The organism is Rickettsiella endosymbiont of Aleochara curtula, from assembly GCF_964030935.1.
Lineage (GTDB): Bacteria > Pseudomonadota > Gammaproteobacteria > Diplorickettsiales > Diplorickettsiaceae > Aquirickettsiella.
On record NZ_OZ034990.1, the window covers coordinates 579,406 to 604,403 of the forward strand.

A 24,998-nucleotide genomic window follows, 5' to 3' on the forward strand; every position below is an offset into this window, starting at 1 on the left:
AAAACTTCTAAATAAGTTTAAATTTAAACTTAAACTAAGTTTATGTTAGCTAGTATGTTCTTTTGCTAAATCACTAGCGACTTCAAGGATGATGTCTTCTTGGCCGGCTATTATTTTACGCCGCCCTAATTCAATAAAAATATCTCTGGGATCAACGTCAAATTCCTTTGCAATACGCAAAACCGGTTTTAAAAATCCGGAAAAAATACCCGCAAGCCCACTAATAATACTTAATGATTTTATTGAAGGAATTTCGTGCAGCAGTTCTCGTTCAGCGATATCGCTGGCATCCAGCATTTTATAAAAATCTATACCCGTATGATATCCTTTTCGCTCCAGCACTCCTACCAACACCTCAAGTTGGGTGTTTCCCGCACCTGCACCCAAGCCACGTGCACAACCATCCAAAATCGTTGCTCCCGCTTCTACAGCAACTAATGAATTTGCTATAGCAAGGCCTAAATTATTGTGCGCGTGAAATCCTACGGGAATAGAAAGATGATCAACTAATATTTTTACTCTATCAAGCACATCCTCTGGCAAAAAATTACCTGCCGAATCCATAAAAACTATGCCCTGTGCACCATAAGCTTGCATCTTAGTCGCTTGCACAAGCAATTCTTCGGCACTCATCATATGTGCCATCATCAACACGCCGTAAGCAGTTTTTTCTTGTATACGAGTGAATTGTATATGTCGCTCAGTTATATCTGCTTCAGAACAATGAGCAGCCACACGCACCACATCAACTCCCAATTCAACAGCCGGACGCAAATCTTTTTCAATGGTTCCGAATCCGGGAATAATATGAATCCCTAAACGCGATTTTTTAAGATGCATTCTTGCTATGCTCAGCATTTCTTTATCTGTCAGTTTAGCCATTCCGAGTTGCAAGGAAGAGGCACCCAAACCATTACCATGGCCAACTTCCACAATCGGAATACCTGCAGATTCTGCCGCAATACAATAGTTAGTAATTTGATCGCGGTTTAATTGATGTTTTAGGGCGTGATTTCCATCGCGCAAAGTCGGATCACTGATTAAGATTGATCGCATAGAATTTCCTTACTCAATCTATTCATTGCGTATTTTTCTGCTATCGCCAACGCAGCACAATTGATAATATCAAGGTTTCCAGCATAGTCAGGCAGATAATCACCCTGTCCTTTCACTTGCACGATTATAATGATGCGCTTATTTTCTATTAAAGGATTTAAAAGTATTTTATAGCCCGGCACATAACTCTGAACTTTTTTCTCAACCCATGCGGCCATTTTAGTAAATTTTTGCAAATCTAAATCCTTAACTTTAGCAAAAATTGTGGTTTGCATATCAATACACGGTAATGCGGGATTTAGATTTAATATAGCCTTAGCGCTAGAAATGCCCGCAAAAAATTTTATGGCTTGCTCGGTAGTGTGTATATACTCATCTAGATTAATTCGCGTAGCCGGCCCTGCACTCGATGATGCAATACTGGAAACCACTTCGATGTATTGAATCTTCGCACCAGAAGTGCTGAGCGCATGAATAATCGGTAAAGTGGCTTGCCCGCCACAGGTTATCATATTCACATTTTTATGCTGTAATGCAGTCTCTAAATTTATGATCGGTACACACATTGCTCCTTGTCTTGCAGGTGTAAGATCAATGGTAAATTTATTCAATTTTTTCAAAATCGGTGCATGGACAGCATGTGCAGTGGCTGAAGTTGCATCGAACACCAACTCACAACAATCGGGATTTTTTTGAATATACTCAATACCCAAACTTGAAGTATGAATTCCCAATTCTCCAGCTTTTTGTATGCCCTTAGATAATGGATTTCGACCAATAAATGCACCACATTCTAAATAAGGTGATCGCAAAATTTTAATTAATAAATCGGTACCTATGTTGCCACTTCCAAGTATTGCAACTTTCACATTTAAATTAATCTCATTCAAGCATTTTCCCTTTTAAAAATATGCCATGCAAAAGTCCTTTTTATAGCCTCTGATAAATTAATTTGTGGTAATAATTTAAAATCTTTTGTTGCTCTTAAAGTATTAGGCACATACCTTTCAGGTAAGTTATCATTCTTAACATAGGGTTGCAAAATATTTATACTACTCTTCGGCTGATAGGAATTAGCAATCAATTCTGCAAGCTCCTTAATAGTTACCGCCTGATCAGAGCCTACATCATATGGAAATAAATTTTTTCCTCGAAATAATATATTCCATAACCAAATAGTTAGATCTGCAGCATATAAATAAGACCGAATTGATGTACCATCACCGTTTACTTTTATAGAATTACCATTAAGTTTATCTCGAATAAAGTTACCAATTGCATAATGCAAATCAAGTGGTAAATAAGGACCAACAAAAGAAAAACATCTTGCAATTTTTATATCAAGTTGATATTTTTCTACATATAGATTACACATTGACTCTGCTATGTCTTTCCCCCCAGCGTAACATGACATAAAATTATTTAAATCTATCTTTTCTCGGTTAGTTATTTGGTTTCGATATACCGCCCCTGAGCTAATAAAAAGCACTTTTTTTATTTTTTTTATTCTTGCAAATTCTAATATACGCTTAGTTCCATTTGCAATATTAGTTAGCATAGGTAGATAGTAATTCTGCTTTGTAACTATGCTAGTATCAACTGCGGCATGTATTAAATAATGAAAGCTTTCTTTTGAAAATTTAAAATCTAGAATATCTCCTTTACAAATTCGAAGAAAAGGTTCTTTGGCAAGATGAGGACACTTTTTATTAAATTTATTAGGGTATCGAGTTATGATAGTTATGTTTACATTTAATTCAATTTTCTTATTAATAAAAACAAGACTTTCTAAAATCCAACACCCAAAAAACCCCGTTCCCCCAGTAATAAAAATATGTTTATTTCTAAGCTCTTCCCATAAATGCTTAGTATGTAAAAAAATATAATCTAAATCCGCTTGCAATGGATTAAACATACATGCTATTTGCTAATTAGAACGAGTGTTAAAATTTATACGTTCTTTCTCTATGATTATTGGTCTTTTCATAGTTCGAGTGTGAATAGATAGAATATACTCTCCTAACAAACCTATAAAGAATAGTTGTACCGAAGAAAAAATAAATAAACCACATAAAATAGAGGATATTCCAGTATTGAATGATTTCCAAGATATCAATTTAAGTACTAGAAAAAGAAAAGCTGCACATAAACTCAACACTGAAAGAAAAAAACCTCCTATAGTTGCCAATCGTATAGGAAGTTTAGAGTGATTAGTAATTCCAAGCATTGCAATATCATAAAGTGTATAAAAATTATTTTTTGTCACTCCAAAACTTCGTTTGGGCTGAGTATAAAAAATTTCTTTACGCTCAAAACCGATATCTGATATTAGACCTCTCAGATAAGGATAAGGATCGTTGATTTTTTTTAGAATTTTTAATATTGACTTATCATATAAACCAAAGCCAGTAAAATTTTTAATTAATTCAATATCCGCAATTTTTGTAACAAAATTATAATAAAGCCTTCTCAAAAAAAACATTATTTTAGATTCTTTACTTTTATTCTTAATTCCAATTACAATTTTGTAACCTTTTTCCCATTCCTTAATAAACTCACCGATCATTTGAGGGGGATCTTGTAAATCAGCGGCAAGAATTATTGCAGCCTCACCACTAGCTTGTAGTAAAGCATAATAGGGAGAGCGAATATGACCAAAATTACGCGAATTAACTATAATTTTTATATTTTTGTCTTTTTCAGAAATTTCTTTTAATATTTTTAGCGTATTATCTTGGGAGTTATTGTCAATAAAAATATGTTCGTATTGATAAGCTTTAAATTTATTAAAAATAACTTTCGTTTTCTCATAAATTTCTAATATATTTAGCTCCTCATTAAAACATGGAGTTACTATTGAAATAATTTTTTTCACGGATACACTCTAATAGGTTAATTATAAATTAATTTATACTACTTGAAAACAACATATTTGTTTAAAAAAAAAGTTATAATTGAAACTGGAAATATGGCTAAAAATCCTGAAAAATAAATACTTTTGGCATAAAAATTTAGTATTATTTTAATAAATTCTACTCGTATATAATATAATAAAATGGCTATAATAATAAATTTTATAAATAAATTAAAATTATTATTTTTAAATACAATTCTTCCTGTAGTAAAAAAATTAAAAAAAATTCCTATACAGGTTGAAACTAGGGTTGCAATATAAAATGAACATCCCATAAAAACAACAAAACTGTATATAAAATAACCAAAAGCAGTATTTAACCCTCCAACTAATATAAAACGCATAAATTGTTTTCTAGTTTGCAAACTTTCTTTCATTAGAGAGCAACAGTGTTTTGTAAATAAATGTTAAAAAATTTTTTAAATACCGTGTAAAGATGGGTGATCATTTTTGAAGTCAACCCATGATGGCATGCTACCAACATGCCTCCACGCATTATTTGATCCGCATGGGGATATCCAAATTCTGTTTCGCGACGTAAAATATTGGTAAATCCAGGTTGTCGCAAAATATTTCCGGTAAATATTGTTCTAGTTTGTATATTTCTCTGTTCTAAAAATATTTGTAAATCCTTACGTTTAAATGGCGCATCATCTCTCACAATAAAGGGAAAAGCTAGCCAAGCCGTTTTTGAGCCATGCAATTGTCTAGGTAAAATAAACCAATCTGTATATTTAGAAAAAAAATATAAATGTGAAGCAAAAATTTTTTCACGAACGCTAATATTTTTATCCAGTTTAGATAATTGAACCAATCCAAATGCCGCCCCTAATTCTGATGGTTCTAAATTATAACCAACTTCTTCAAAGATAAATTTAGCGTCATAATCAATTTCATCAATTTTATTTTGAAAACGATTTTCTATGCTTTCTGACTCTACATATAAAGACGAACTACGTCCCCAGCTACGCAGTAATTTCGCTTTCTCTGCAAAAAACGGATTGTTTACACACAACATACCACCATTTCCAGCACAATTAATGATGTGCGATCCGTAAAAACTCGTTGTGGTCATATCAGAATAAAAACCACTAGCATTTCCATCTAGAGTAGCCCCTAAGGTATCACAGGAGTCTTCGATAACGACTAGATTATATTTATCAGCAATCAATCTAATTTGATGCCAGTCTGGTAAATTTCCCAGTAAATTTGGAATGATTAACGCTTTAGTTTTGTCAGTGATCATGCTTACTATCTGCTCGGCATCAATATTGAATGTATCCAATTCGACGTCAACGAAAACTGGAACTAATTTATTTTTTATCAATGGGGCTACGGTAGTTGAAAATGTTAGCGCTGGTGTTATTACTTCAGAAAATTCTGGTAATTTTAATAATTCAATCGCTAGATAATTGGCTGATGAGCCTGAATTAAGCATTATCCCAAATTTCTTATTAAATAATGCCGATATTTTCTCTTCCATTTCACGGACAGCTTTACCCATTTGTGTAGAATTACGCAATACAGATACAACCGCTGCTATCTCTTCTTCTCCATGCACAGATTTTCCGTAGGGCACATGAATAAATCCCTTAGACATTGAATGTTTCCTTAATAAAATTTTTTTCAGCAAAGCCCTGCATATCATTTCTAAATTGGTTAATTTGACTTATGGTCTTATCGTGCATATTTTCTTCAGTTTGATAAGCTTGAAACCAATCTACCGTTTTTTTGAGACCTGTTTCTAGATTCCAGATTGGACCCCATCTCAAAAATTTCTTTGCTTTGCTACTGTCTAGCTGCAAGATGTTTGCTTCATGCAAATGTTTAGTTTCATCCTTGATCCATTTAACAGTGCTATTAGAAATTTTTATAATATATTCAGTAATCCAGCTTACCGATTTTATATCCTCAATTTCCGGCCCAAAATTCCAACTTTCTGCGAAGATAGCAGGCGCAGAATACAATTTTTCGGCTAATATTAAATATCCATAAAGCGGTTGTAACACATGTTGCCAGGGACGGAAGGCATCTGGATAGCGTAGCAAAACATTTTCTTCCTTATTGCAGGAATTAAGCACGTCAGGAACCAAGCGATCCTTAGCCCAATCTCCCCCCCCGATAACGTTTCCGGCTCTTACCGTAGCAACGCCTACGCCTCTAGGTTTGAAATATACATCCCGATAAGTTTGGGTTACTAATTCTGAACAGGCTTTACTGTTACTATAGGGATCATGACCACCAAGTCTATCTTCTTCCCGATATTTTTTATTTAAATCAGCATTTTCATAGCATTTATCACTGGTTACGTTGACTATAGCTTTAACAGACTCTGTTAATCGCGCTGCTTCGAGTAAATTTATCGTGCCCATAATATTGGTTGTATAGGTCTCTAAAGGGGCTTGATAAGAATGACGAACCAGTGATTGCGCGGCCATGTGAATAATAATTTCTGGCTGGTATTTCTTTATTACCGCATGTAATGCTGAAAAATCTCTTACGTCTGCTAAGATGCTTATCATCCCAGTGCTAAGCTGTGTTATATCAAAGAGACTCGGAACCGTGGTCGGGACTAAAGAATAACCAATCAAATTAACGCCAAGTGATTTTAACCATAAAGACAACCAACTCCCTTTAAAGCCAGTATGGCCAGTTAATAATACTGTTTTTCCTTGCCAAAATTTCATTAATATTACTAATTAGTTACAGATTGAGTTTTTTATTTTCTGCGAATTAATATCCCAAAGCTTCCAAGGAGCATTTCCAGAAGACCAGATTTCCTCTAAAGTATTCTTATCACGCAATGTATCCATCGGATGCCAGAAATCATGATGAAAATAGGCAGACAGCTCACCCTGCTGTGCTAAAGTCTCCAAAGGTTGCTTCTCCCATAACGTATTATCATTTTCAATATAGTTAAGGACTAGAGGGGATAAAACAAAGAACCCACCATTAATCCAAGCACCATCCCCGTGCGGCTTTTCTTTGAACGCAATGACTTTCTTATCTGAGATATTTAGCGCTCCAAATCTACCTCCAGCCTGCACCGCTGTTAATGTTGCTAGGGTATTTTGCTGTTTGTGATAGTCAATGAGTACTCTAAGATTAACATCGCCGAGTCCATCTCCATAAGTAAAACAAAAATCCTCATCATCTAGGTAAGGAGCCACTCTTTTTAGCCGCCCCCCTGTCATGGTTTGCTCCCCTGTTTCCACTAAAGTTATCCGCCAAGGCTCTGCCTTATTCTGGTGAATTTTAGTCTCATTTTTAGTCATATCAAAAGTAATATCCGAAGTATGTAAATAATAATTCGAAAAATATTCTTTAATCAGATAGCCTTTATAGCCTAAACAGATAATAAAATCGTAAATCCCATACGCAGAAAATATTTTCATGATGTGCCATATTATAGGTTTACCACCTATTTCAATCATGGGTTTAGGTTTTACACTAGTTTCCTCACTTATACGCGTCCCACTACCTCCAGCTAATATAACTGCTTTCATAATTTTCCTTGTGAAATGGCCTAGTTGCATAATAAGTAAGTTGTATATATTAATTCCTAACGGTTAAAAAAAATTTAATTAAATATATAGTTTAAATTTCTAATAACTCATATTTTTAAGTAATTTTTTTCTAGAAACTAAAAAAAATAAATTCTCCTACGAAATATAATTTAAAAGCAATATCTATCTAGATTTGTAAAAATCTATGAATTATAGTTTTTTTTAATTTATTAAATAAGTTATTTTAAATGCAAGCAAATGTATCAATTATTTATTTATAAAAAAAGCTAAAATTGCAGGAATAAGAAATATTGAAATACCACAATAATAATTTATACGTACTTGATGGTAAGAATAATAACCAGGTCCTTCTGACGATACATCAGATATTATCCTATATTTGGTTATAAGTTGAAAAACTAAATAACCTAAAAAAATAGAAAAATAAATGTTCGCTTTAAAGCTATCAAAGTAATCTAAGAATGGATAAAAATTATCCATTCGCAATAAATATTTATGTTTTATATGAAATATATTTGCGTGGAACATTGCTAAATCAAAGATATTTTTGTAAGCATTAAGAGTTACAATATAAGCAACAAAAAAATAAAATCCATACAGATCCAGCATTAAAAGCTTAGCAGTTTTATTATGCTGGTTTAGAACAGTAGTTAATAAAATACCTGGTGTAGTAAACAGTAACCAATTAGGATGCCATGATAGACATAAAAAAGGGAATATAGAACCTACTAGCAAAATATAAGCAGACACTCTTTTATAGTTTTCGGTAAAATTTAAATAATAAGAAAAGCAGCAAAGGAAGGAAAATATCAAGAAAAAAAACAAAAGCTTTACATCGTACGCTCTAAAGTTTAAATAGACATCAAAAACGCGATACATAACCGCAAAACACCTTACACCTTGAATATAAGCTAAAGAATGACCGTATATAATTTTTATTATAAGGTGCGGAACAAGAAAAATAAAAAAATAAAAAACTAATTTAAAAGGTTTTTTTTCAAAAAATAAAAGTAAAGGCAAGAAAACTAGAAAAGGGAAATATTTAAAAGTAACCGCAATACCAAAAATAAAAGAACCTAAGAAAATTCTTTGTTTTAGAAAAAAAAGAAACCCGACAAGTGTAAAAAAAACATAAAAAATATCATACTCCGTAAATATAAATTGAATACAGACCGCAATTGGGGTTGATAACCATAACCAAGTTGCTTGTATACCCCAATTTTTATTTTTGTAATATGATTGAGTTATTTTATAAAAAACAATACCAGCAGCAATATATACTAAAGTAGTTAAAGTTTTCAACCAATAGACTAGATATACGGGAAAATTATATGGATTTATTATTAACCCTAATAATTTCAATGGAAAAATCCACAATGCAAAAATTAGAAAAATACTAGGAGGATAATTCACTAATGGAATAATTCCGTGACCTTGGATTTTTTTACAATTTTCATAAAAATCCAGCGGGTCTCCAAATAGGAAATTTAAAGAATTTAATCCAGTGTAAATTATATCAGGCTCATAAAATCCTAAAAATAAAAATAAAAAAATCGCTCCGCCAAGAATATAATCTATCTTTCCCAATTGATCAAAAGGGAACAAATTGCTTTTAATTTTCATTAAAAATATTCTCTTTAACAATTTAAAATAAATAATAATTTTTATTTTAAATTGAATGTTTTTAAATTTTATTAAACTTCAATCGAAATGCAAAATCGGAACCTTGCGGCTTTCCATCTACTATAGCGGAACCATTTTTATAATGCGGTTGCTCAGAAGCCCACCAAGAGATAGCATTACCAAGATAGCTTGTTGGCGACGTTAATCGTATATAATAAATATTATTTTTTTTCGTTTTGATATTTGGCAACTTAAAAGCTTCCCAACTATTATCTTGTAAATGACTTGCTTTTCGTTTAATTGTATAAAGTGATTTATGATCTCGCGTAAGTATCTCTAACTGAATATCCTTATTGTTTTTTCGTGAAAATGTGGCTAAAAATAAATCTATTTGTTTAAGCTCTGAACCTTTAGCCTTGAAACTTTGTTCAAATATTCTATTAGCTGTTAACTCACCAAAAGTTTTTTCTCTGTAAATGCTTGCAATATATCTATCACTATTTAGAGAATTTATTATAAACATAATACTAGCGGGCATAATGAAAATAAATATTCCTATATAATACCGCTGCCGAATTTTAGTGTATAAACAAGATCCAGATTTAATTGAAGAATTTATTAACACAAATTGGTATTTTAATATTAATTGTAAAATTAAATAACCCCAAAATAGCGAAAGATAAACATTCGCACTAAAATTTTTAAACACCCTAAATAACACGCTCATATTTTGGTTGTGCTGAAAAGGGATATGAAACAATTTAGTTTGTAACATATTTAAATCCACATTATCTTGAAAGGATAAGACAGTATAAGCAATAAAAAATAACATCCCACACAAGTCAAAAAATAAAAGTTTTGATATTTTATTTTTTTGACTTAAAACTGTAGTTAACGCCATAGCGGGGGTGATAAAAATTAACCATTGCGGATGCCAGGTTATAAATAGAAATGGAAATATACTTGAAGATAAAAAAATAAAAGCGGCTATTTTTTTATAATTCTCAGAAAGATCTAAATAGTAAGTAATTCCAGATAACATTAAAAATACTGAAAAAATATAATATATTTTCTGACCATTGTAAGTTAAGCCTGCTGAAAATACACGCGCAAGGGGGGAAAATTCCAATACACCCGCAACATAGGCAGGCGAATGGATATATAATCCCTGAATAATCAGCGTTGGAATTGAAAAGATCAATCCACATAAAATTATTTTTATTATTTTTTTTTCAAAAAATAGAAGTAAAGGTATAAAAACAAAAAAAGGGAAATATTTGAAAGTTATTGCTAGGCCAAATACAAAAGAAGCCCAATAGATTTTTTTTTCTAAAAAAAACAGGAAACCCAATAGGGTTAAAAAAACATAAAAAATATCGTATTGAGAAAAAATAAACTGAGAGAAAAACGCTAGCGGAGATGTTAACCAAATCCAAGTGGAGTAGATCCCCCATTTTTGATTTGTTTGATAAATCTGCGTAACCCGATAAAAAACCAAGCCGGTGACAGCATAGACTAAAGAAGTTAACGCTTTTAGCCAATATACTAAGTAGATTGGAAAATAGTGAGGAGAGGTAATGAAACCTAAAAGTTTAAAGGGTAAAAGCCATACTGCAAAGATTAAAAATATCGATGGCGGATAACTAGCCGCGTCAAAAATACCTTGTCCGACAATTTTTCTACAATTCTGGTAAAAATCAAGTGGATTTCCATACAAATAGTTTAAAGAATTCCATCCCGTAGCAATTATATCACCTTGAAAAAAGGCGAAATAACAAAATAAAAAAAGTATTCCGCCAAGGAAGTAATCAGCTTTACTTAACTGACAAGTCGGAAATAAACCCTTATACAACGACATCTTACAAATTATCCCTATTCGTAACAGACACTGATTATACAGAGGTACAATTAAAAGTAAATGTTAATACTATAGTAAATTGAGCCATGATTTTACTAATTTTTATGCATTAAGATGCTTAAACTGGCAGGTCAATGAGCCATTTATATAATCGAAAAATCAAATTTCACTACAACTAGTAAATATTTTCCGCGCTCGCAATATCAGCTAGGAGTTTCTCAAAGTTAAATCTCAGATAAAATAAAGTTAGATGGCTTCACCCACTCGATTAATCTTCAAAAGATTTCTTATTTTCCTTATTGGAGCAGTCATTCGCCAACTTGATGAATTATATATTTCCTCTATAGCGATCCTTTTTTGTTCCAATTCACGCGAAACGTTTCTTAATTTGCTTTCTAGATCGACAGTTTCGTATTGTGCTTCTTTGTAATTAGTAAAAGACGGATTTTCATAAGTTATTCCGTATATATAGTCTTGATAAATTGCTTGAATTCTGTTGGGATAATTTGGAATAAAAGCCTGATCTTTTAAAAAAACCGCTACAAAATCATTCCAAATGTCAGTGATGGGCGTGCCTGTAAACGATTCTAAAAGAACACATGGATACTGATTTCTTTTTCCCCAGTTTTCTAAGGCTTTCCCACTATCTGGGTAAAAACGCCAACAATCCACTGGAAAACGGTGAAAAACGCCATTTGCAGGAACATTAAGGTAAAGAATTCCGCTTGGCTTTAATGCCCTTAATATTTCGGTAAACATCAGCCAGAAAAACTCGGCATGCTCAAAGCACGAAGAACAAACAATCACATCAATCGAATTATCTTCAAAAGGTAAGGTATAAGGATCGGTAATAACAATATCTACCCCTTTACCTTTTACAAAATCAACGCCTGTATATTTATTTTGCGCTGAACTAACTGATCGTAACGACCCATTCACATCCTGTGCGCCAATATCCACAATATGCAATCCGGATTTTTGAACATATTGATCAAAGAACATTTTTCCCAGCATCATTGCAGTATCATGCATTTCGATTTACTCCCTTAAATATCACAGCCTAAAATATCATAATCAGCGATGGTTACTAGTGTGTTCGATATCTTTGCTAAAGAAAATACTAACACTTTTTTTTTCTTTATCTCAAGCCTTTATTTTAGTAAAATATTGCAAGATAAAGCAGAGTGTTATATGTTTACAACCAATTTTGGATTTTTCAGCGGGAATTGCATTTAACTGAAATATTTTCCTAATTGAACGAGATAATGGAAGATCAGATGATTACGTTTATTAAAAACTTATTACGCAATAAAACTTCACCCACTGCTAACCTACAAACTATCCCTTTTAAAGAAGTTTTTTATCGACACAATATCAATGCTTGTGATAAATGGATCAATTATCTCGATATTTATGAAGAATTTTTTAAACCCTACATCTCTCATTCACCTTCGGTATTAGAAATAGGCGTACAAAACGGTGGAAGCTTACAAATCCTTAAAAAATATTTTAGAAACGCTACGATTCATGGTGTCGATATTGATTCAAGGGTATCGCAATTAGATCTTGGAAAGGATATAAAAGTATATAATTTTGATATTACTGAGAAGCAGTCTATTGAAAAAAATTTTCAAAAACTGAAATTTGATATCATCATTGATGATGGTTCTCATATCTGCTCTGATATAATAAGTACTTTTTATTTACTTTTTTCACGACTTAAACCAGGCGGAATTTATTTGACGGAAGATTTGTGCACGTCTTATTGGCAAAGTCATGGCGGCTCATTTCCAAGTGAAAATTCTTCAATTGCGTTCTTCAAAAAGCTGACTGATTTATTGAATTTTTATCATATAGAAAATAATAAAGCGCTGGAATTTTTTTCAGAACACGATCTGGATATTGCTAAATGGCTACATGCCATCACCTTTCATGACAGTGTCACTATTGTAAAAAAACTAAAAAAACAGCGGACAAGCCCTTATAAGCGTTCAGTGGTAGGAACTTACGATCCAGTCACCTCTACTATTCGCGAGGCGAAAAAACAGGGTTGGTATTACAATACTTAGTCAGTGTTTTTATAATCCCACTTAAAAAAGTCTCTTTTGGTTGCCAATTAATCTCTTCTTTTATTTTTCTTGAATTAATAGCATAACGCCAATCATGTCCAGGTCTGTCTTTCACAAAAGTAATTAATTTATTGTAATTGAAAGTGCTGGCTTTAATTTTAGCAAGTACATCACAAATAGCAGAAATAACAGCTAAATTACTCAATTCATTATTACCTCCTATATTATACGTTTCTCCCACCCGCCCCCTACGAATCACTGCATCGATAGCGCTACAATGATCATCGACATACAGCCAATCACGAATATTCGAACCATCGCCATAAACGGGTATGGGTTGCTTAGTTAAACATTGCTGAATAACCATGGGAATGAATTTTTCTCTATGTTGCAAAGGACCATAATTATTCGAGCAATTGCTTATGCTAACCGGAAGTCCATAGGTAGCATAATAAGCGCGCACCAGATAGTCTGAAGAAGCTTTGCTAGCTGAGTAAGGAGAATTAGGTCGGTAAGGCGTAAATTCAGTAAAAGCAGGTTCATCTTTTTGTAAGCTACCATACACCTCGTCGGTAGAGATATGGTGAAATCGACAATCACCTTGGCCGAAACCCTGTTCTTGCAACCAATATTTTCGACATGTCTCTAATAAAGCGAATGTGCCCGATATATTGGTTTGAATAAATTTCTCAGGTGAGTTAATCGAACGATCGACGTGGGTTTCGGCAGCAAAATGCACCAGCGTATCTACCTTAAAATCCTTGAACAATTTCAACACTAAATCACTATCCAGTATATCTCCCTGCACAAAATGATGTTGCTGTGGAAAGCGTAAATTTTTTAAATTATTTAATGATCCAGCGTAAGTGAGTTTGTCGAGATTGACAATAAATATCTCCGGATGATGCTCTTGGTAATAACGCACAAAATGACTGGCAATAAAACCGGCACCTCCTGTCACTAACATGTTTTTAGGCGTATATATCATGTAGAAATTACCATTTTCTTCAATCCCTCAGACCAATTATTCGGTTCAATATTAAATATTTGGGCAATCTTATTACAAGCCAATTCAGAATTATAAGGTCTGCGCGCAAGATTCGGATATTCTAATGCCGTAATAGGACTAATTTTTCTTAGTATTAATGGTTGCTGTTGTTTCACTTCATCCACTATTTTTTGAGCAAATTCATACCAACTCAGCACAGGTGTCCCTGTATAATGGTAAGTCCCCCACGCACACCGACCATTATGTAGACACGCCACTATTTTAAGCAAAGTCTGCGCAATATCGCCCGCATAAGTAGGAGCCCCTTTTTGATCAGCAATAATGTTTAATTCTGGTTTTTCCTTTGCTAAACAAATAATCGTTTTCACAAAATTATTGCCGTATGCTCCAAATACCCAACTGACTCGTAAAATGATATGCTTAAACCAAGTTTCCCTTAAAAAATTTTCACCGCTTAATTTACTTAAACCATAAACGGATAAAGGATTAGCTACATCGTCTTCACAATAAGCCATTTTTTTTTGACCATCAAAAATATAATCCGTCGAAATATGTAATAAAGGTATGTCATATTCTTGAGCAATTTTGGCTAAATGTTTAACGCCTAAGGCATTCACAGCAAAAGCACATTCACTATCTTTTTCGGCCTTATCAACCGCGGTGTAAGCCGCAGCATTAATAATGTAATTGGGTTTAATAACAGCTACGGCCTGTTTTAATTGTTCGAAGTCTGTGATATTAAGCTGCTGATGTGTCAGCGGATATAATTCCAAGTTATATTTTACCGCTAAATCAATAATCTCATGACCTACTTGACCATGTGCACCGGTTAACAAAAGTTTCAATGACTGTCCTTAAATATTATTTAAACGTTTCTAGGTAAACCCCTTTTCTAGATAAAAAGCCATCTTTTAAACCATGTAGTGCCGCTATTAAACTTTTTTTAGACTCAGGTACAAAGGGTATTTTCTTTATTTCTAATATATTTCGAATTAAAATAAAAATACGGAAGTTAAATGGATACTGTTTCTCTCCAAAAAGTAAAAAACTATTCCGAATAGAATAATAATAACGTAGCGGCTTTTGATAGTGCAACACACTATTTTTATTTTTCTTCACTTCTCCTATCGTATGCCGAATCTTAATATTTTTAAGCATCTCAATATGATAGTTTTTAGAAAGTGCGCGTAAACACCATTCTATGTCAACTAAATCAATAAAATAATGTTTTTCTGGATAGCCAATTTCCTTAAAAGCATCGACTCGTATTAACATTCCTGAACTTATGATAATATTGTCCAGTCTCAGTAAATTATGTATTTTTTTCTTTTTTTCAGTAATCTTTAATAGATTTCGCAAACTATTTCTCAGACTAATTCTTTCTCTTCTTTCCTGATACCAATTGTAAGTTCTAGGATCGATCCAGGTAGGTCCAACGGCAATCAAACGAGCATGTAATTTTTGTAATTGATAAAATTCTGAAATGATATTATGTATAAATTCTTCGGGTAGCTGCGTATCTTGATCGAGAAAAAGAACAAAATCAGAATTTTCCCTTTCAGCCATTTTACACGCATAATGATGCGCACCCGCCACGCCCACATTTCTAGGGCTATTAAACAGAATAATGTGATCTGAATTAATATTTTCTAGGCATTCAGAATTTGACGCATTATCAAACAATAAAATTTTAGCCGATTGATACTTAGAGCAAATGCGAATGAGCTCTAATACTTTATCTCTATCAGGATTATAAAGTACGATATTAATTAGTACAGTAGCATCAGACATTATATTTCTAATCCTTAAGATAATAGTAAACTATATTTCGTTAGTATGGTTTTTCATTAATAATCCATCCTTAATGCCGCGACTAGCCGTGATTAAACTTTGTATCGGTTTAGGTGAGAAAATTATTTTTCTTAACTTAAATAAATTTCCAGCTAAAATAAAAAATTTGCATGCAAATGAAATATGTTTTTCATGAAATAGAAATAAGCTATTACGCAGTGAGTAATAATAGCGAATCGGCTGTTCATATTGAAAATTGAATTTACTTATTTTTTTGATTTCACCGATTCTATGCGACATATGAATATCAGGTAACATGAATATTTGATAATTTTTATATAAAGCCCGTAAACACCACTCTGTATCCACTAAATCGATAAAATATTCTTTTTTTGGGTAACCCACATCTTTTAAGCAAGCTACCGAAATTAACATTCCTGAGCTAATTAACACATGCTTTAAATTTGGCGCTTTTAAGAAGCTTCTTAGCTTATCTTTTAATGCCCTTGTTAATCCTCCATCGAGCTCAGGATCTCTCCAGGAAGGACCAATAGCACACAAACGCGGATGTAATTTTAGTAATCGATAAAATCCGGAAATCATATCCGTTAAAAATCCTGTAGGGAGCTGACTATCTTGATCGAGAAATAATACAAAATCAAAATTTTTTTCTTCGGCCATTTGACATGCGGCATGATGTGCACCACCCACGCCGACATTTTTCGGGCTTTTAAATAAAAAAACGTTCTTATTATTATCAAACTCAAAGGATAGAGAACCTTCGCTATTATCAAATAATAAAACCTTGCCTTTTTCATATTGGGAACAGATATCGATTAGGTCTAATACTTTTTTCTTATCAGGATGATAAAGAACGATATTAATTAATACAGTGGGTTTAGACATCATGTTCAAAAGCTATTTTAATAAACCGCAATATACCTTACACTAGGCAAAAATTAAAGCGATAGAATTGGAATTGCACTTTTTTCACCCGCATTTAACAAGGATAGTTATCAGTGAAAGGTATCGTATTATCAGGTGGTTCAGGTACGCGTCTACATCCTATAACTAAAGGAATTAGTAAGCAGTTATTGCCGGTTTATGACAAGCCGATGATCTATTACCCGCTCAGTGCATTAATGTTAGCCGGTATTCAAGAGATTTTAATTATAACCACCATTGAAGACTTATCTCAGTACCAGAGTTTACTAGGGTCAGGCGAACAATGGGGAATCAATCTTAGTTATTTAACGCAAAAAAATCCTGATGGTTTAGCTCAAGCTTTCATAATAGGTGAAAATTTTATTGGCAAAGATTCGGTCGCGCTCATTCTGGGCGATAATCTATTTTATGGGGAAAAATTTTCTGAAAACTTAACATCGGCAGCTGGACAGCAAAATGGCGCAAAGATTTTCTGTTATTTTGTCAATGATCCTGAGCGCTATGGGGTTGCAGTATTTGATAAAGATCAGTGTTTAATTGATATAGAAGAAAAACCCATACAACCTAAGTCTAATTGGGCAGTCACTGGCCTGTACTTTTATGATAATCAAGTGATTGATATTGCTAAAAATATTAAACCTTCGAAGCGTGGTGAATTGGAGATTACCGATGTGAATCGGCAATATTTAACTCAGGGACAACTTTCACATCAATTAATCAGCCGCGGCAGTACTTGGTTAGATACGGGGACACACGATGCCTTACTTGAAGCCTCGCATTTCGTGCAAGTCATCGAAAAGCGGCAAGGCTTGAAGATAGCCTGTTTAGAAGAAATCGCTTGGCGTAAAGGCTTTATCAGCGCCCAAGCCCTAGAGATTTCTGCTCGTAAATTACTCAATAGTAATTATGGTAACTATTTACTCGATATACTTGAAAGAGCAATATGAAAATTATTCCAACGCCTATCCAAGATTTAATGATAATTGATCCGAAATCGCATCAAGATGAACGAGGTTTCTTTTTAGAAGCTTTTCAGGCAGAACGTTATCAACGATTGCTAAAAAAAGATATTTATTTCGTTCAAGATAATTTATCTCGTTCCAGTAAAAATGTTTTACGTGGTTTACATTATCAGCTCCAGCAACCACAAGACAAACTAGTTACCGTCATACGTGGCAGCGTATTTGATGTATCCGTGGATATCAGAACCCAATCTGCAACATTTGGGCGATGGTTTGGCATTATTTTGAACGATGAAAATCATTATCAACTTTTTATACCCCAAGGATTTGCACATGGATTTTGTGTGCTGAGCGAGATCGTTGATTTTCATTATAAATGCAGCGATTACTATAACCCTGAAGCAGAACAAGGCATACTTTGGTCCGATCCTAACTTGGCTATTAATTGGCCTTTGCAAGCACCGATAATATCGCCGAAAGACAAAAATTATGTTTGCCTACAGGACCTCTCCTCTGAGCTATTGTTTTAACAACCATTTCCACGAATAATATAAGGCCGATTTACTTGCAATCCATGCCATACGCTTGTCTTTATAGGCGGCACGGCGCCAGACATGTTTAATTTTAACCGTTGGGGAATAAGCTATTTGCGAAATTTTTGCCAGTCGTCGACCCAAATCTGAATCATCGTAATACATAAAAAATTTCTCATCGAATCCACCTAAACGTTTAAGTACATCCAGTCGGCAAAACATAAAACAACCTGTGGGATTACTTAATTTAAACATAACTTCATTATAATTTTTATCTTGCATCTCAAATTTACTTAACTGATTTTTAAAGAATTTCTTTAAAAAGTCGGGTGAAAAACGACGCAAAAAACTTATCCAAAGGCTAGGATTAAGCCGACAAAGATGCACTCTGTTCTCATCCACATCGTATACATCAGGAACGAGCATCCCGATTTGCTGATGTTGTTGCATAAATTCAAACGCGTTTTTGAGTGTGTCTGGCATTAAATACACATCGTTATTCAGAATAAGATGATATTCCGCATCACTTTTTAATAGTGCATGATTATGACCATAGCCATAACCCCCGTTTTTGGGAGATATTAAATAATCGATCGGTAAATTTGGAAAAAAAGCTTTAATTTTCAGATCAAAGTCGTTTTTTTTATTTAATTCTAAAGCACCATTATCTACCAGTGTAATTTTATAAGATGTATCCTTAGGAATCGCGTTGAGTAAACTCAAAAGGCATTCTTTAATTTGCTCAAAATCTTCTCCATACACAACTATGCTAATAGACAGTTTAATTGGATACATAAATTTCTCTTAGATTATATTAATTAAAATGATGAATTTCCTGATATAGATTTTTAATCTGTGCTACCATTTTTTGTGTAGTAAAGTTTTCTTTAGCGTAATGATAAGCCGATCGACCTAAAGAGCGTCGTAATACAGGTTCCTGATAGAGTGTATAGATTGCATTGGCCAAGGCTCTAGGACTGCGTGGAGAGACGACAAAGCCGGTCACGGCATCTTGATTCACATTACTCGCGGCATGCGTCACATCACAACAAATAACTGGTTTTGCACAAGCCATCGCTTCCAATTGAGCGATCCCAAACGCTTCGCTTTGATCAATCGATGGCAAACAAAATAAGTCACAGGCATGATAATAAGCCGGCAAATTCTGTTTAGCTATTTCACCCAGAAAATAAACTTGATGCTCAAGTTGTAAAGTTTTGACCTGTTGCTTCAATTTTCGAGTTAATGCCCCCTCCCCTCCTAATAATAAAGTAATATTTTTAGGTAAATGTTGCATTGCTTCAATTAAATAACAGAATCCTTTGTAATAAACATGTCTGCCTAAAGCAAATACCAGAAAACGATGCGAGTATTGCTGTTTAATCTGATCCATTTTTTCCTGATATTTATTGATCAAAAAATAATCGAAATCTACACCGTAAGGAATGGTATGAATAATCTTGCGGTCCCTGGCTATCTTAATTTGTATAGACTTTTCAGCTAAATAGGGGGTCGAAACAATTAACGCGCTGGCCTGTTTTAATAAGCGATTAACGAAAGGTTGATATATTTTTAATAAATTTTTTTGTCGTATCACATCACTATGCCAGCTAATAATTCTTTTCACCGAATCAGGTAAAGTTTCTGAAGCGAGGTGCGCCATGGGATTGGGTAAATGCAAATGCACAATAGAAAACTGATAGCGCTGATAAAGTTTTCTTATTTGGTAAGGCATGCTAGGGCAAAAAGGAGTACGCGCAAGCATTCCTGCTAAAGCTGCGTTATATTCGATATACCCAGCTTGCTCAACTATCTTATTTTTAAAACTGCTGCTTGCAACTAAATTGAACAATTTAAAATCTAGGCTCAATCGGGTAAGTAGCGTATCAACAACGGTTTCGATACCTCCTACCTGCTCATTAGAGAATTTTCCTAAATGTAAAATGCTTTCCATAAACCCATTGCGACCCTTCAATCACTCGAATACAGTTTGATATATTGATATACTAAAAAAGCTATGTTTCAATGGTCCTTTAAATTGTTTGGCTTACTTTAATAAATACAATTCAATCTTTACCCAAGCCATACGTTAGTGTTCAATAACAATACCTCTAATCCTAGAATCAAACAATAAGAGAGTCCTAAGGATAAAGAAAAAGCAAAAAACGCTGTTAAAAATCTACTAGATTTCAAGGATGAAATAAGATGCTTGTCCCTGTTGTTTTGTCAGGAGGAAATGGATCTCGCTTATGGCCTGTTTCCCGCGAAGCATACCCTAAACCTTTTATCCGATTCAATAATGATCCCAATTCATTAATACAAAAAACTTACCAACGTGCCGTCAACTTACTTAATGTCAAAAAAATTATTACCATAACCAATGTTGAATATTATTATCAAACCAAAAAAGAGCTTAAAGAATTAGGTTATCCTAATACTTCAAAAGAATTTAGCTTTATATTAGAACCAGTATCACGCAATACCGCAGCAGCTATCATTTTCAGTGCATTATTTGTTAAAGAAATGATCAATCCAGACGCGGTATTATTAGTATTACCCGCTGACCATATCATTTTGAATCAAGATAAATTTAATTTAAGCATAGAAAAAGCCTATCAACTAGCCAAAAAAAAATTATTAACTATGTTTGGAATTATTCCTCACAAAGCAGAAACTGCGTATGGTTATATTCAATATGGTGAATCATATGAGATAACCTCCTCAGCTTATAAAGTAGTGAAGTTTCATGAAAAACCTACACATGAAGCGGCTCAATCTTATATCGAAGAAGGTAATTACCTTTGGAACTCAGGAATTTTTTGTTTTGAAGTTAAAACTTTTTTGGATTCAGTGAAAGCCTATATTCCAGAACTTTATATTAAAGCCTTAGATTGTTGGAAATTGAGTACTAAAAAAAATAGTATACTTCAGGATAGAATTAAATTGGATGAACAAAGCTTTGCTAAGCTGGAAAATATTTCTATTGATTATGCATTAATGGAAAAAGCACAAAATATTGCTGTCTTATCTGCAAATTTTGGTTGGTCCGATATCGGTTCTTGGAGTGCATTAAACACATTATTAGAACCCCAAGAAAACGGGAATCGCATTGTAGGAAATGCTGTTTTACAAGAAACTTACCATACAACCATCTATAGCCAAAATTATCCTGGACGAGTAATTGCCACATTAGGCATTAAAAATTTAACCATTGTTGACACCCATGATGCATTATTGATTTGCGCAAATTCTCATATTCAAAAAATAAAGCAATTAGTTAAAGAGTTAAAGACAAAGGGTCACGAGTCTTATCGTTATCATCAAACTATTTATCGTCCTTGGGGACATTATACTATTTTAGATCAAGGTCCAAATTATAAACTAAAAAGATTGGTAGTACATTCCGGTGCTAGCTTATCCTTGCAAATGCACCAATATCGTAGCGAATATTGGGTCGTTGTTGCAGGCACCGCCAGTATAGAAAATGATCACAAAAAATTTACGCTAAAAGAGCAACAATCTACTTTTATACCTCTCGGAAGTAAGCATTGCTTAAGTAATTTCGATGATCAAGACTTAGTTTTGATTGAGCTGCAAATAGGTAGTTATTTAGGTGAAGATGACATTATACGATTTAAAGATAATTATGATCGAGAGCATCACACAACTGTCTAATAAAAAAATATTAGCCACTAATTTTTAATAGATTTCTTGAAACAAATTAACAGGAAAATTAATTATGCAAGAAAAAAACATAGATACATTTAAGTCAGACGTTCTTACAAATGGCGGATATCAATATTCAATTACTAAAAAATTATCTAGTACATTGTCTAGCAAGAGAACAAGCAAAATTATTCATCAAACCTTAGGCGATGTAAAAGGAAAGCGAATTATAGATATTGGTTGTGGAGATGGCGTATTTACTGAAGAACTACTTGTATTACGGCCTGAATTTGTAACTGGAGTTGATCCTAATGATGCCGCCATTGCAGTTGCAAAAAAAAATATGGCGCATATTAAAAATATTGAATTTCAAGTAATGGATGTCTATCAGATTCCTCTTATTAAAAAATATGATATAGCCATTGTAAGAGGAGTTTTACACCATCTATATCAAGTAGAAAAAGCTATCGAAATAATATGTAATATCGCAAATGAAATTATTGTTGCTGAACCAAATGGATATAATCCTGTGCTGAAAATCTTAGAAAAAGTTTCTCCGTACCACATCGCTCATGAAGAAAGATCTTATTCTCCAAGAAAATTGGATAAATGGTTTAAAATTAATGGCGGAATTATTACTGAATCTACGTTTGTTGGGTTTGTACCTTTGTTTTGCCCAGATTTTCTGGCCAAAATATTGAATTTTTTTGAACCCTATTTTGAAAAAACTCCCCTTATACGAGTATTTTCCTGTGGTTCATATATACAAAAAATTTACATAAAATAATTTAATTATTAAGTGTTTTTTTATAAACTTCTATAGTACTTTCTATGCAAGATTCCCAAGAAAATTTTGCTGCTTGAATAGGACCTAGCTTTTTCAGCCTATCCCGTAAAGTTAAATTATTTATTAATTGATTTAATTGTTCGGTTATCCGATCGATATCGAATGGATTAACTAGCATGGCTGCTTCACCTACTACCTCCGGCATAGCAGATTCACTACTAGCCAGTGTAGGTATGCCGCTGGCCATAGCTTCCAATAAAGGTAAACCAAAACCTTCGTATATGGATATATAGACAAATGCATATGCACCTGAATATAAATACGGCAAATCAGTTTCCGGAATATAACCTAAACAATATAGTTGTCCTTTTTTAATAAGTGATTGAATCATTTTTTCTAAACGATGCGACTGCCAACCCTTCATTCCTATTAAAACTAAAGGATATTCTTTTCGTTGTTTTTCGGATAGGCTACTGAAAGCTTGAATTAAACGTTCTAAATTTTTCCTAGGCTCTAAGGTTCCGACACTAAGTAAATATGATTTATAATGTAAATTATAATGTAGCAAAACATTTCTTACATCATTAAATGATCGCGGCCTAAATAACTTAGATACCCCATGATAAATACTTGTAATTTTATATGGCGGAATTTTAAAATAATTAATGAGCTCATTCCTAATAAAGCTAGAGCCTGTAATAATATGATCCGCATTATTTATAGTGATAGGTAAATTACGCATTAAATATCTAACCCTTTCCTTAGGGTGATACTTTGAGTAATGAATATGCGATAAATCATGTATTGTACAAATTTTAGGACCTGAGTAAGGTTTTAATACATAACAAGGTTCATGATAAATAAATTTATCCTCTACTAAAAAACGAGTTTGTTTTATAAATCTAGCATTCCGATAATTGTTTAATACAGAATAAGTACCCGGAAAATATTTTATAATTTTCTTTATATTCGATTCAGAAATAATATTTTTCTTTATTATAAGATTATTTTTTTTAAAATCAGGAATACAAATAAGTTGATTAATGCATTCATGCTCTTGTAAACCTTTCAACAGATATCGAGTATACCAACCAATTCCAGTCAAAGGATACTGTAAACTTTGTATGTTAAAAATAATATTCATATCGTCTAGCATATTCTATTAAACAATAAATATAAGTATAGTTAGATAGAATATTTAGCAACAGTAGAATTTTTGATAAGAGTTTGCTAAGATTCTTTTTCTTTCAAAGGACTGAAAATGACCAAAAAAGCATTAATAACTGGAATAACTGGACAAGATGGTGCCTATCTCGCACAGTTCTTGTTGGCCAAAAACTACCAGATTTACGGGTTAGTAGCACGCCGAACGAGTGATAGCTTATGGCGTTTACGGGAACTAGGGATTGAATCTGCTGTTAAACTGCTTAATGGCGACATGATGGATCCCGCCTCTTTAATCAGGGCTATCGAGGAATCTGAAGCCAATGAAGTTTATAACTTGGCTGCACAAAGTTTTGTTGGCACATCTTGGCAACAGCCTAGTTTAACATGTCAAGTAACAGCCCTAGGTGTTACCCACCTACTAGAAGCTATCCGCTTAATTAATCCTCAAGCTAAATTTTATCAAGCTTCCAGCAGTGAAATTTTCGGTTTAATTCAAGCTGAGCAACAAAATGAAAAAACCCCTTTTTACCCGCGTAGCCCTTATGGAGTTGCGAAACTTTATGGACATTGGATGACTATTAATTACCGAGAAAGTTTCGACCTACATGCCTCTAATGGAATTTTATTTAATCATGAATCTCCCCTGCGAGGAATTGAATTTGTTAGCCGAAAAATTACTCGAGCTGTTGCTCAGATAAAAAAAGGCAATTTGAATACATTATACCTAGGCAATATAGATGCTAAACGAGATTGGGGTTATGCTGGAGATTATGTAGAAGCAATGTGGTTGATGCTGCAACAAGAAAAACCAGACGATTATGTTATTGCAACTGGCCATAGTATATCTGTTAGAGAACTATGCAAGTTAGCTTTTGCGCATGTAGACTTAGATTATCAAGATTTTATCGCTATTGATCCACAATTATTTAGACCGGCTGAAGTAGATGTATTGTTGGGAGATCCCAGAAAAGCGAAAGAAAGGTTGGAGTGGAAACCAAAAACTAGTTTAAATAACTTAATTAAATTAATGGTAGACGCCGATCTACAAAGAGTTAACTAAAATAACGGCTAATATTCTGACTTGTAAAAAT

The 24,998-nt window shown here is 33.3% G+C and carries 24 protein-coding genes; 6 read left to right on the top strand and 18 right to left on the bottom strand.

What is annotated here, in order from left to right; translation table 11 throughout:
• Window positions 1–45 precede the first annotated feature (45 nt).
• The 11 genes from dmpG to AAHF87_RS02535 all read right to left on the bottom strand — a co-directional run bounded on the left by dmpG (window position 46) and on the right by AAHF87_RS02535 (window position 12,010).
• Entirely contained in the window at window positions 46–1,056 is a 1,011-nt protein-coding gene (gene dmpG, locus AAHF87_RS02485) for a 4-hydroxy-2-oxovalerate aldolase (protein WP_342146788.1), read from the bottom strand.
• On the bottom strand, window positions 1,041–1,946 hold the full coding sequence (locus AAHF87_RS02490; protein WP_342146789.1) for an acetaldehyde dehydrogenase (acetylating): 906 nt from the start codon (window positions 1,944–1,946) through the stop codon (window positions 1,041–1,043). Before AAHF87_RS02490 ends, dmpG begins: the two co-directional genes overlap by 16 nt.
• Window positions 1,943–2,971 (bottom strand): NAD(P)-dependent oxidoreductase, encoded by a 1,029-nt coding sequence (locus AAHF87_RS02495; RefSeq protein WP_342146791.1) that lies wholly within the window; start codon window positions 2,969–2,971, stop codon window positions 1,943–1,945. Before AAHF87_RS02495 ends, AAHF87_RS02490 begins: the two co-directional genes overlap by 4 nt.
• A 12-nt stretch (window positions 2,972–2,983) precedes the next feature.
• On the bottom strand, window positions 2,984–3,931 hold the full coding sequence (locus AAHF87_RS02500; protein WP_342146792.1) for a glycosyltransferase family 2 protein: 948 nt from the start codon (window positions 3,929–3,931) through the stop codon (window positions 2,984–2,986).
• A gap of 38 nt (window positions 3,932–3,969) precedes the next feature.
• On the bottom strand, window positions 3,970–4,347 hold the full coding sequence (locus AAHF87_RS02505; RefSeq protein ID WP_342146794.1) for a GtrA family protein: 378 nt from the start codon (window positions 4,345–4,347) through the stop codon (window positions 3,970–3,972).
• The gene (locus tag AAHF87_RS02510) at window positions 4,347–5,570 is read right to left on the bottom strand and encodes a DegT/DnrJ/EryC1/StrS family aminotransferase (protein WP_342146795.1); all 1,224 of its coding nucleotides are present in this window, start codon (window positions 5,568–5,570) and stop codon (window positions 4,347–4,349) included. The genes AAHF87_RS02505 and AAHF87_RS02510 overlap by 1 nt, the downstream gene beginning before the upstream one ends.
• On the bottom strand, window positions 5,563–6,657 hold the full coding sequence (gene rfbG / locus AAHF87_RS02515; RefSeq protein ID WP_342146796.1) for a CDP-glucose 4,6-dehydratase: 1,095 nt from the start codon (window positions 6,655–6,657) through the stop codon (window positions 5,563–5,565). The genes AAHF87_RS02510 and rfbG overlap by 8 nt, the downstream gene beginning before the upstream one ends.
• A gap of 12 nt (window positions 6,658–6,669) precedes the next feature.
• Window positions 6,670–7,476 carry a glucose-1-phosphate cytidylyltransferase gene (rfbF, locus tag AAHF87_RS02520; protein WP_342146798.1) on the bottom strand — a complete coding sequence of 269 codons (807 nt, stop codon included), beginning with the start codon at window positions 7,474–7,476 and terminating at the stop codon, window positions 6,670–6,672.
• Window positions 7,477–7,743: 267 nt separating this feature from the next.
• Window positions 7,744–9,120 (bottom strand): hypothetical protein, encoded by a 1,377-nt coding sequence (locus AAHF87_RS02525; protein WP_342146800.1) that lies wholly within the window; start codon window positions 9,118–9,120, stop codon window positions 7,744–7,746.
• A gap of 61 nt (window positions 9,121–9,181) precedes the next feature.
• On the bottom strand, window positions 9,182–10,978 hold the full coding sequence (locus AAHF87_RS02530) for a glycosyltransferase 87 family protein (RefSeq protein WP_342146801.1): 1,797 nt from the start codon (window positions 10,976–10,978) through the stop codon (window positions 9,182–9,184).
• A 246-nt stretch (window positions 10,979–11,224) separates the two neighbouring features.
• Window positions 11,225–12,010: a class I SAM-dependent methyltransferase gene (locus tag AAHF87_RS02535; protein WP_342146802.1), complete on the bottom strand. Its 786-nt coding sequence runs from the start codon at window positions 12,008–12,010 to the stop codon at window positions 11,225–11,227.
• A 245-nt stretch (window positions 12,011–12,255) separates the two neighbouring features.
• Between AAHF87_RS02535 and AAHF87_RS02540 the strand changes: the two genes are divergently transcribed.
• The gene (locus AAHF87_RS02540) at window positions 12,256–13,047 is read left to right on the top strand and encodes a class I SAM-dependent methyltransferase (protein ID WP_342146803.1); all 792 of its coding nucleotides are present in this window, start codon (window positions 12,256–12,258) and stop codon (window positions 13,045–13,047) included.
• Here the strand turns inward: AAHF87_RS02540 and rfbB are convergent.
• The 4 genes from rfbB to AAHF87_RS02560 are packed head-to-tail and all read right to left on the bottom strand — an operon-like array spanning window position 13,004 to window position 16,756.
• Window positions 13,004–14,035 (bottom strand): dTDP-glucose 4,6-dehydratase, encoded by a 1,032-nt coding sequence (gene rfbB, locus AAHF87_RS02545; RefSeq protein ID WP_342146805.1) that lies wholly within the window; start codon window positions 14,033–14,035, stop codon window positions 13,004–13,006. The genes AAHF87_RS02540 and rfbB overlap by 44 nt on opposite strands.
• The gene (gene rfbD / locus AAHF87_RS02550) at window positions 14,032–14,901 is read right to left on the bottom strand and encodes a dTDP-4-dehydrorhamnose reductase (protein ID WP_342146807.1); all 870 of its coding nucleotides are present in this window, start codon (window positions 14,899–14,901) and stop codon (window positions 14,032–14,034) included. The genes rfbB and rfbD overlap by 4 nt, the downstream gene beginning before the upstream one ends.
• 16 nt (window positions 14,902–14,917) lie before the next feature.
• Entirely contained in the window at window positions 14,918–15,847 is a 930-nt protein-coding gene (locus AAHF87_RS02555) for a glycosyltransferase (protein WP_342146809.1), read from the bottom strand.
• A gap of 30 nt (window positions 15,848–15,877) precedes the next feature.
• Window positions 15,878–16,756 carry a glycosyltransferase family 2 protein gene (locus AAHF87_RS02560; protein ID WP_342146810.1) on the bottom strand — a complete coding sequence of 293 codons (879 nt, stop codon included), beginning with the start codon at window positions 16,754–16,756 and terminating at the stop codon, window positions 15,878–15,880.
• 110 nt (window positions 16,757–16,866) lie between these two features.
• On the opposite strand from AAHF87_RS02560, the gene rfbA reads away from it, so the two are divergent.
• Entirely contained in the window at window positions 16,867–17,739 is an 873-nt protein-coding gene (gene rfbA / locus AAHF87_RS02565) for a glucose-1-phosphate thymidylyltransferase RfbA (protein ID WP_342146811.1), read from the top strand.
• Window positions 17,736–18,284: a dTDP-4-dehydrorhamnose 3,5-epimerase gene (rfbC, locus tag AAHF87_RS02570; RefSeq protein ID WP_342146813.1), complete on the top strand. Its 549-nt coding sequence runs from the start codon at window positions 17,736–17,738 to the stop codon at window positions 18,282–18,284. Before rfbA ends, rfbC begins: the two co-directional genes overlap by 4 nt.
• Here the strand turns inward: rfbC and AAHF87_RS02575 are convergent.
• Together AAHF87_RS02575 and AAHF87_RS02580 are read right to left on the bottom strand one after the other, a co-directional pair.
• Window positions 18,273–19,082: a glycosyltransferase family 2 protein gene (locus tag AAHF87_RS02575; protein WP_342146814.1), complete on the bottom strand. Its 810-nt coding sequence runs from the start codon at window positions 19,080–19,082 to the stop codon at window positions 18,273–18,275. The two genes, rfbC and AAHF87_RS02575, sit on opposite strands and share 12 nt — an antisense overlap.
• A gap of 19 nt (window positions 19,083–19,101) precedes the next feature.
• Window positions 19,102–20,241, bottom strand: coding sequence for a glycosyltransferase (locus AAHF87_RS02580; RefSeq protein ID WP_342146816.1), 1,140 nt, complete (start codon window positions 20,239–20,241; stop codon window positions 19,102–19,104).
• 251 nt (window positions 20,242–20,492) lie between these two features.
• Between AAHF87_RS02580 and AAHF87_RS02585 the strand changes: the two genes are divergently transcribed.
• Together AAHF87_RS02585 and AAHF87_RS02590 are read left to right on the top strand one after the other, a co-directional pair.
• Window positions 20,493–21,962, top strand: a complete 1,470-nt coding sequence (locus AAHF87_RS02585) for a mannose-1-phosphate guanylyltransferase/mannose-6-phosphate isomerase (RefSeq protein WP_342146817.1) — start codon at window positions 20,493–20,495, stop codon at window positions 21,960–21,962.
• A 64-nt stretch (window positions 21,963–22,026) separates the two neighbouring features.
• Entirely contained in the window at window positions 22,027–22,740 is a 714-nt protein-coding gene (locus tag AAHF87_RS02590) for a class I SAM-dependent methyltransferase (RefSeq protein ID WP_342146818.1), read from the top strand.
• Between the two features lies 1 nt (window position 22,741).
• On the opposite strand, the gene AAHF87_RS02595 is transcribed toward AAHF87_RS02590, so the two are convergent.
• Entirely contained in the window at window positions 22,742–23,884 is a 1,143-nt protein-coding gene (locus AAHF87_RS02595; protein WP_342146819.1) for a glycosyltransferase family 1 protein, read from the bottom strand.
• A 117-nt stretch (window positions 23,885–24,001) separates the two neighbouring features.
• Between AAHF87_RS02595 and gmd the strand changes: the two genes are divergently transcribed.
• Complete coding sequence (gmd, locus tag AAHF87_RS02600; RefSeq protein ID WP_342146821.1) at window positions 24,002–24,967, top strand: GDP-mannose 4,6-dehydratase; 966 nt, start codon at window positions 24,002–24,004, stop codon at window positions 24,965–24,967.
• The last annotated feature ends 31 nt before the right edge of the window (window positions 24,968–24,998 follow it).

Bases quoted from the DNA above. Each gene is read 5' to 3' on its own strand.
- AAHF87_RS02590 (WP_342146818.1), top strand. From the start codon at position 22,027: ATGCAAGAAAAAAACATAGATACATTTAAGTCAGACGTTCTTACAAAT.
- AAHF87_RS02595 (WP_342146819.1), bottom strand. From the start codon at position 23,884: ATGAATATTATTTTTAACATACAAAGTTTACAGTATCCTTTGACTGGA.
- AAHF87_RS02510 (WP_342146795.1), bottom strand. From the start codon at position 5,570: ATGTCTAAGGGATTTATTCATGTGCCCTACGGAAAATCTGTGCATGGA.
- AAHF87_RS02535 (WP_342146802.1), bottom strand. From the start codon at position 12,010: ATGCATGATACTGCAATGATGCTGGGAAAAATGTTCTTTGATCAATAT.
- rfbG (WP_342146796.1), bottom strand. From the start codon at position 6,657: ATGAAATTTTGGCAAGGAAAAACAGTATTATTAACTGGCCATACTGGC.
- AAHF87_RS02585 (WP_342146817.1), top strand. From the start codon at position 20,493: ATGCTTGTCCCTGTTGTTTTGTCAGGAGGAAATGGATCTCGCTTATGG.
- dmpG (WP_342146788.1), bottom strand. From the start codon at position 1,056: ATGCGATCAATCTTAATCAGTGATCCGACTTTGCGCGATGGAAATCAC.
- rfbB (WP_342146805.1), bottom strand. From the start codon at position 14,035: ATGATATATACGCCTAAAAACATGTTAGTGACAGGAGGTGCCGGTTTT.
- AAHF87_RS02525 (WP_342146800.1), bottom strand. From the start codon at position 9,120: ATGAAAATTAAAAGCAATTTGTTCCCTTTTGATCAATTGGGAAAGATA.
- AAHF87_RS02560 (WP_342146810.1), bottom strand. From the start codon at position 16,756: ATGATGTCTAAACCCACTGTATTAATTAATATCGTTCTTTATCATCCT.
- AAHF87_RS02580 (WP_342146816.1), bottom strand. From the start codon at position 20,241: ATGGAAAGCATTTTACATTTAGGAAAATTCTCTAATGAGCAGGTAGGA.
- gmd (WP_342146821.1), top strand. From the start codon at position 24,002: ATGACCAAAAAAGCATTAATAACTGGAATAACTGGACAAGATGGTGCC.
- AAHF87_RS02505 (WP_342146794.1), bottom strand. From the start codon at position 4,347: ATGAAAGAAAGTTTGCAAACTAGAAAACAATTTATGCGTTTTATATTA.
- rfbC (WP_342146813.1), top strand. From the start codon at position 17,736: ATGAAAATTATTCCAACGCCTATCCAAGATTTAATGATAATTGATCCG.
- AAHF87_RS02495 (WP_342146791.1), bottom strand. From the start codon at position 2,971: ATGTTTAATCCATTGCAAGCGGATTTAGATTATATTTTTTTACATACT.
- rfbF (WP_342146798.1), bottom strand. From the start codon at position 7,476: ATGAAAGCAGTTATATTAGCTGGAGGTAGTGGGACGCGTATAAGTGAG.
- AAHF87_RS02530 (WP_342146801.1), bottom strand. From the start codon at position 10,978: ATGTCGTTGTATAAGGGTTTATTTCCGACTTGTCAGTTAAGTAAAGCT.
- AAHF87_RS02540 (WP_342146803.1), top strand. From the start codon at position 12,256: ATGATTACGTTTATTAAAAACTTATTACGCAATAAAACTTCACCCACT.
- AAHF87_RS02575 (WP_342146814.1), bottom strand. From the start codon at position 19,082: ATGTATCCAATTAAACTGTCTATTAGCATAGTTGTGTATGGAGAAGAT.
- AAHF87_RS02555 (WP_342146809.1), bottom strand. From the start codon at position 15,847: ATGTCTGATGCTACTGTACTAATTAATATCGTACTTTATAATCCTGAT.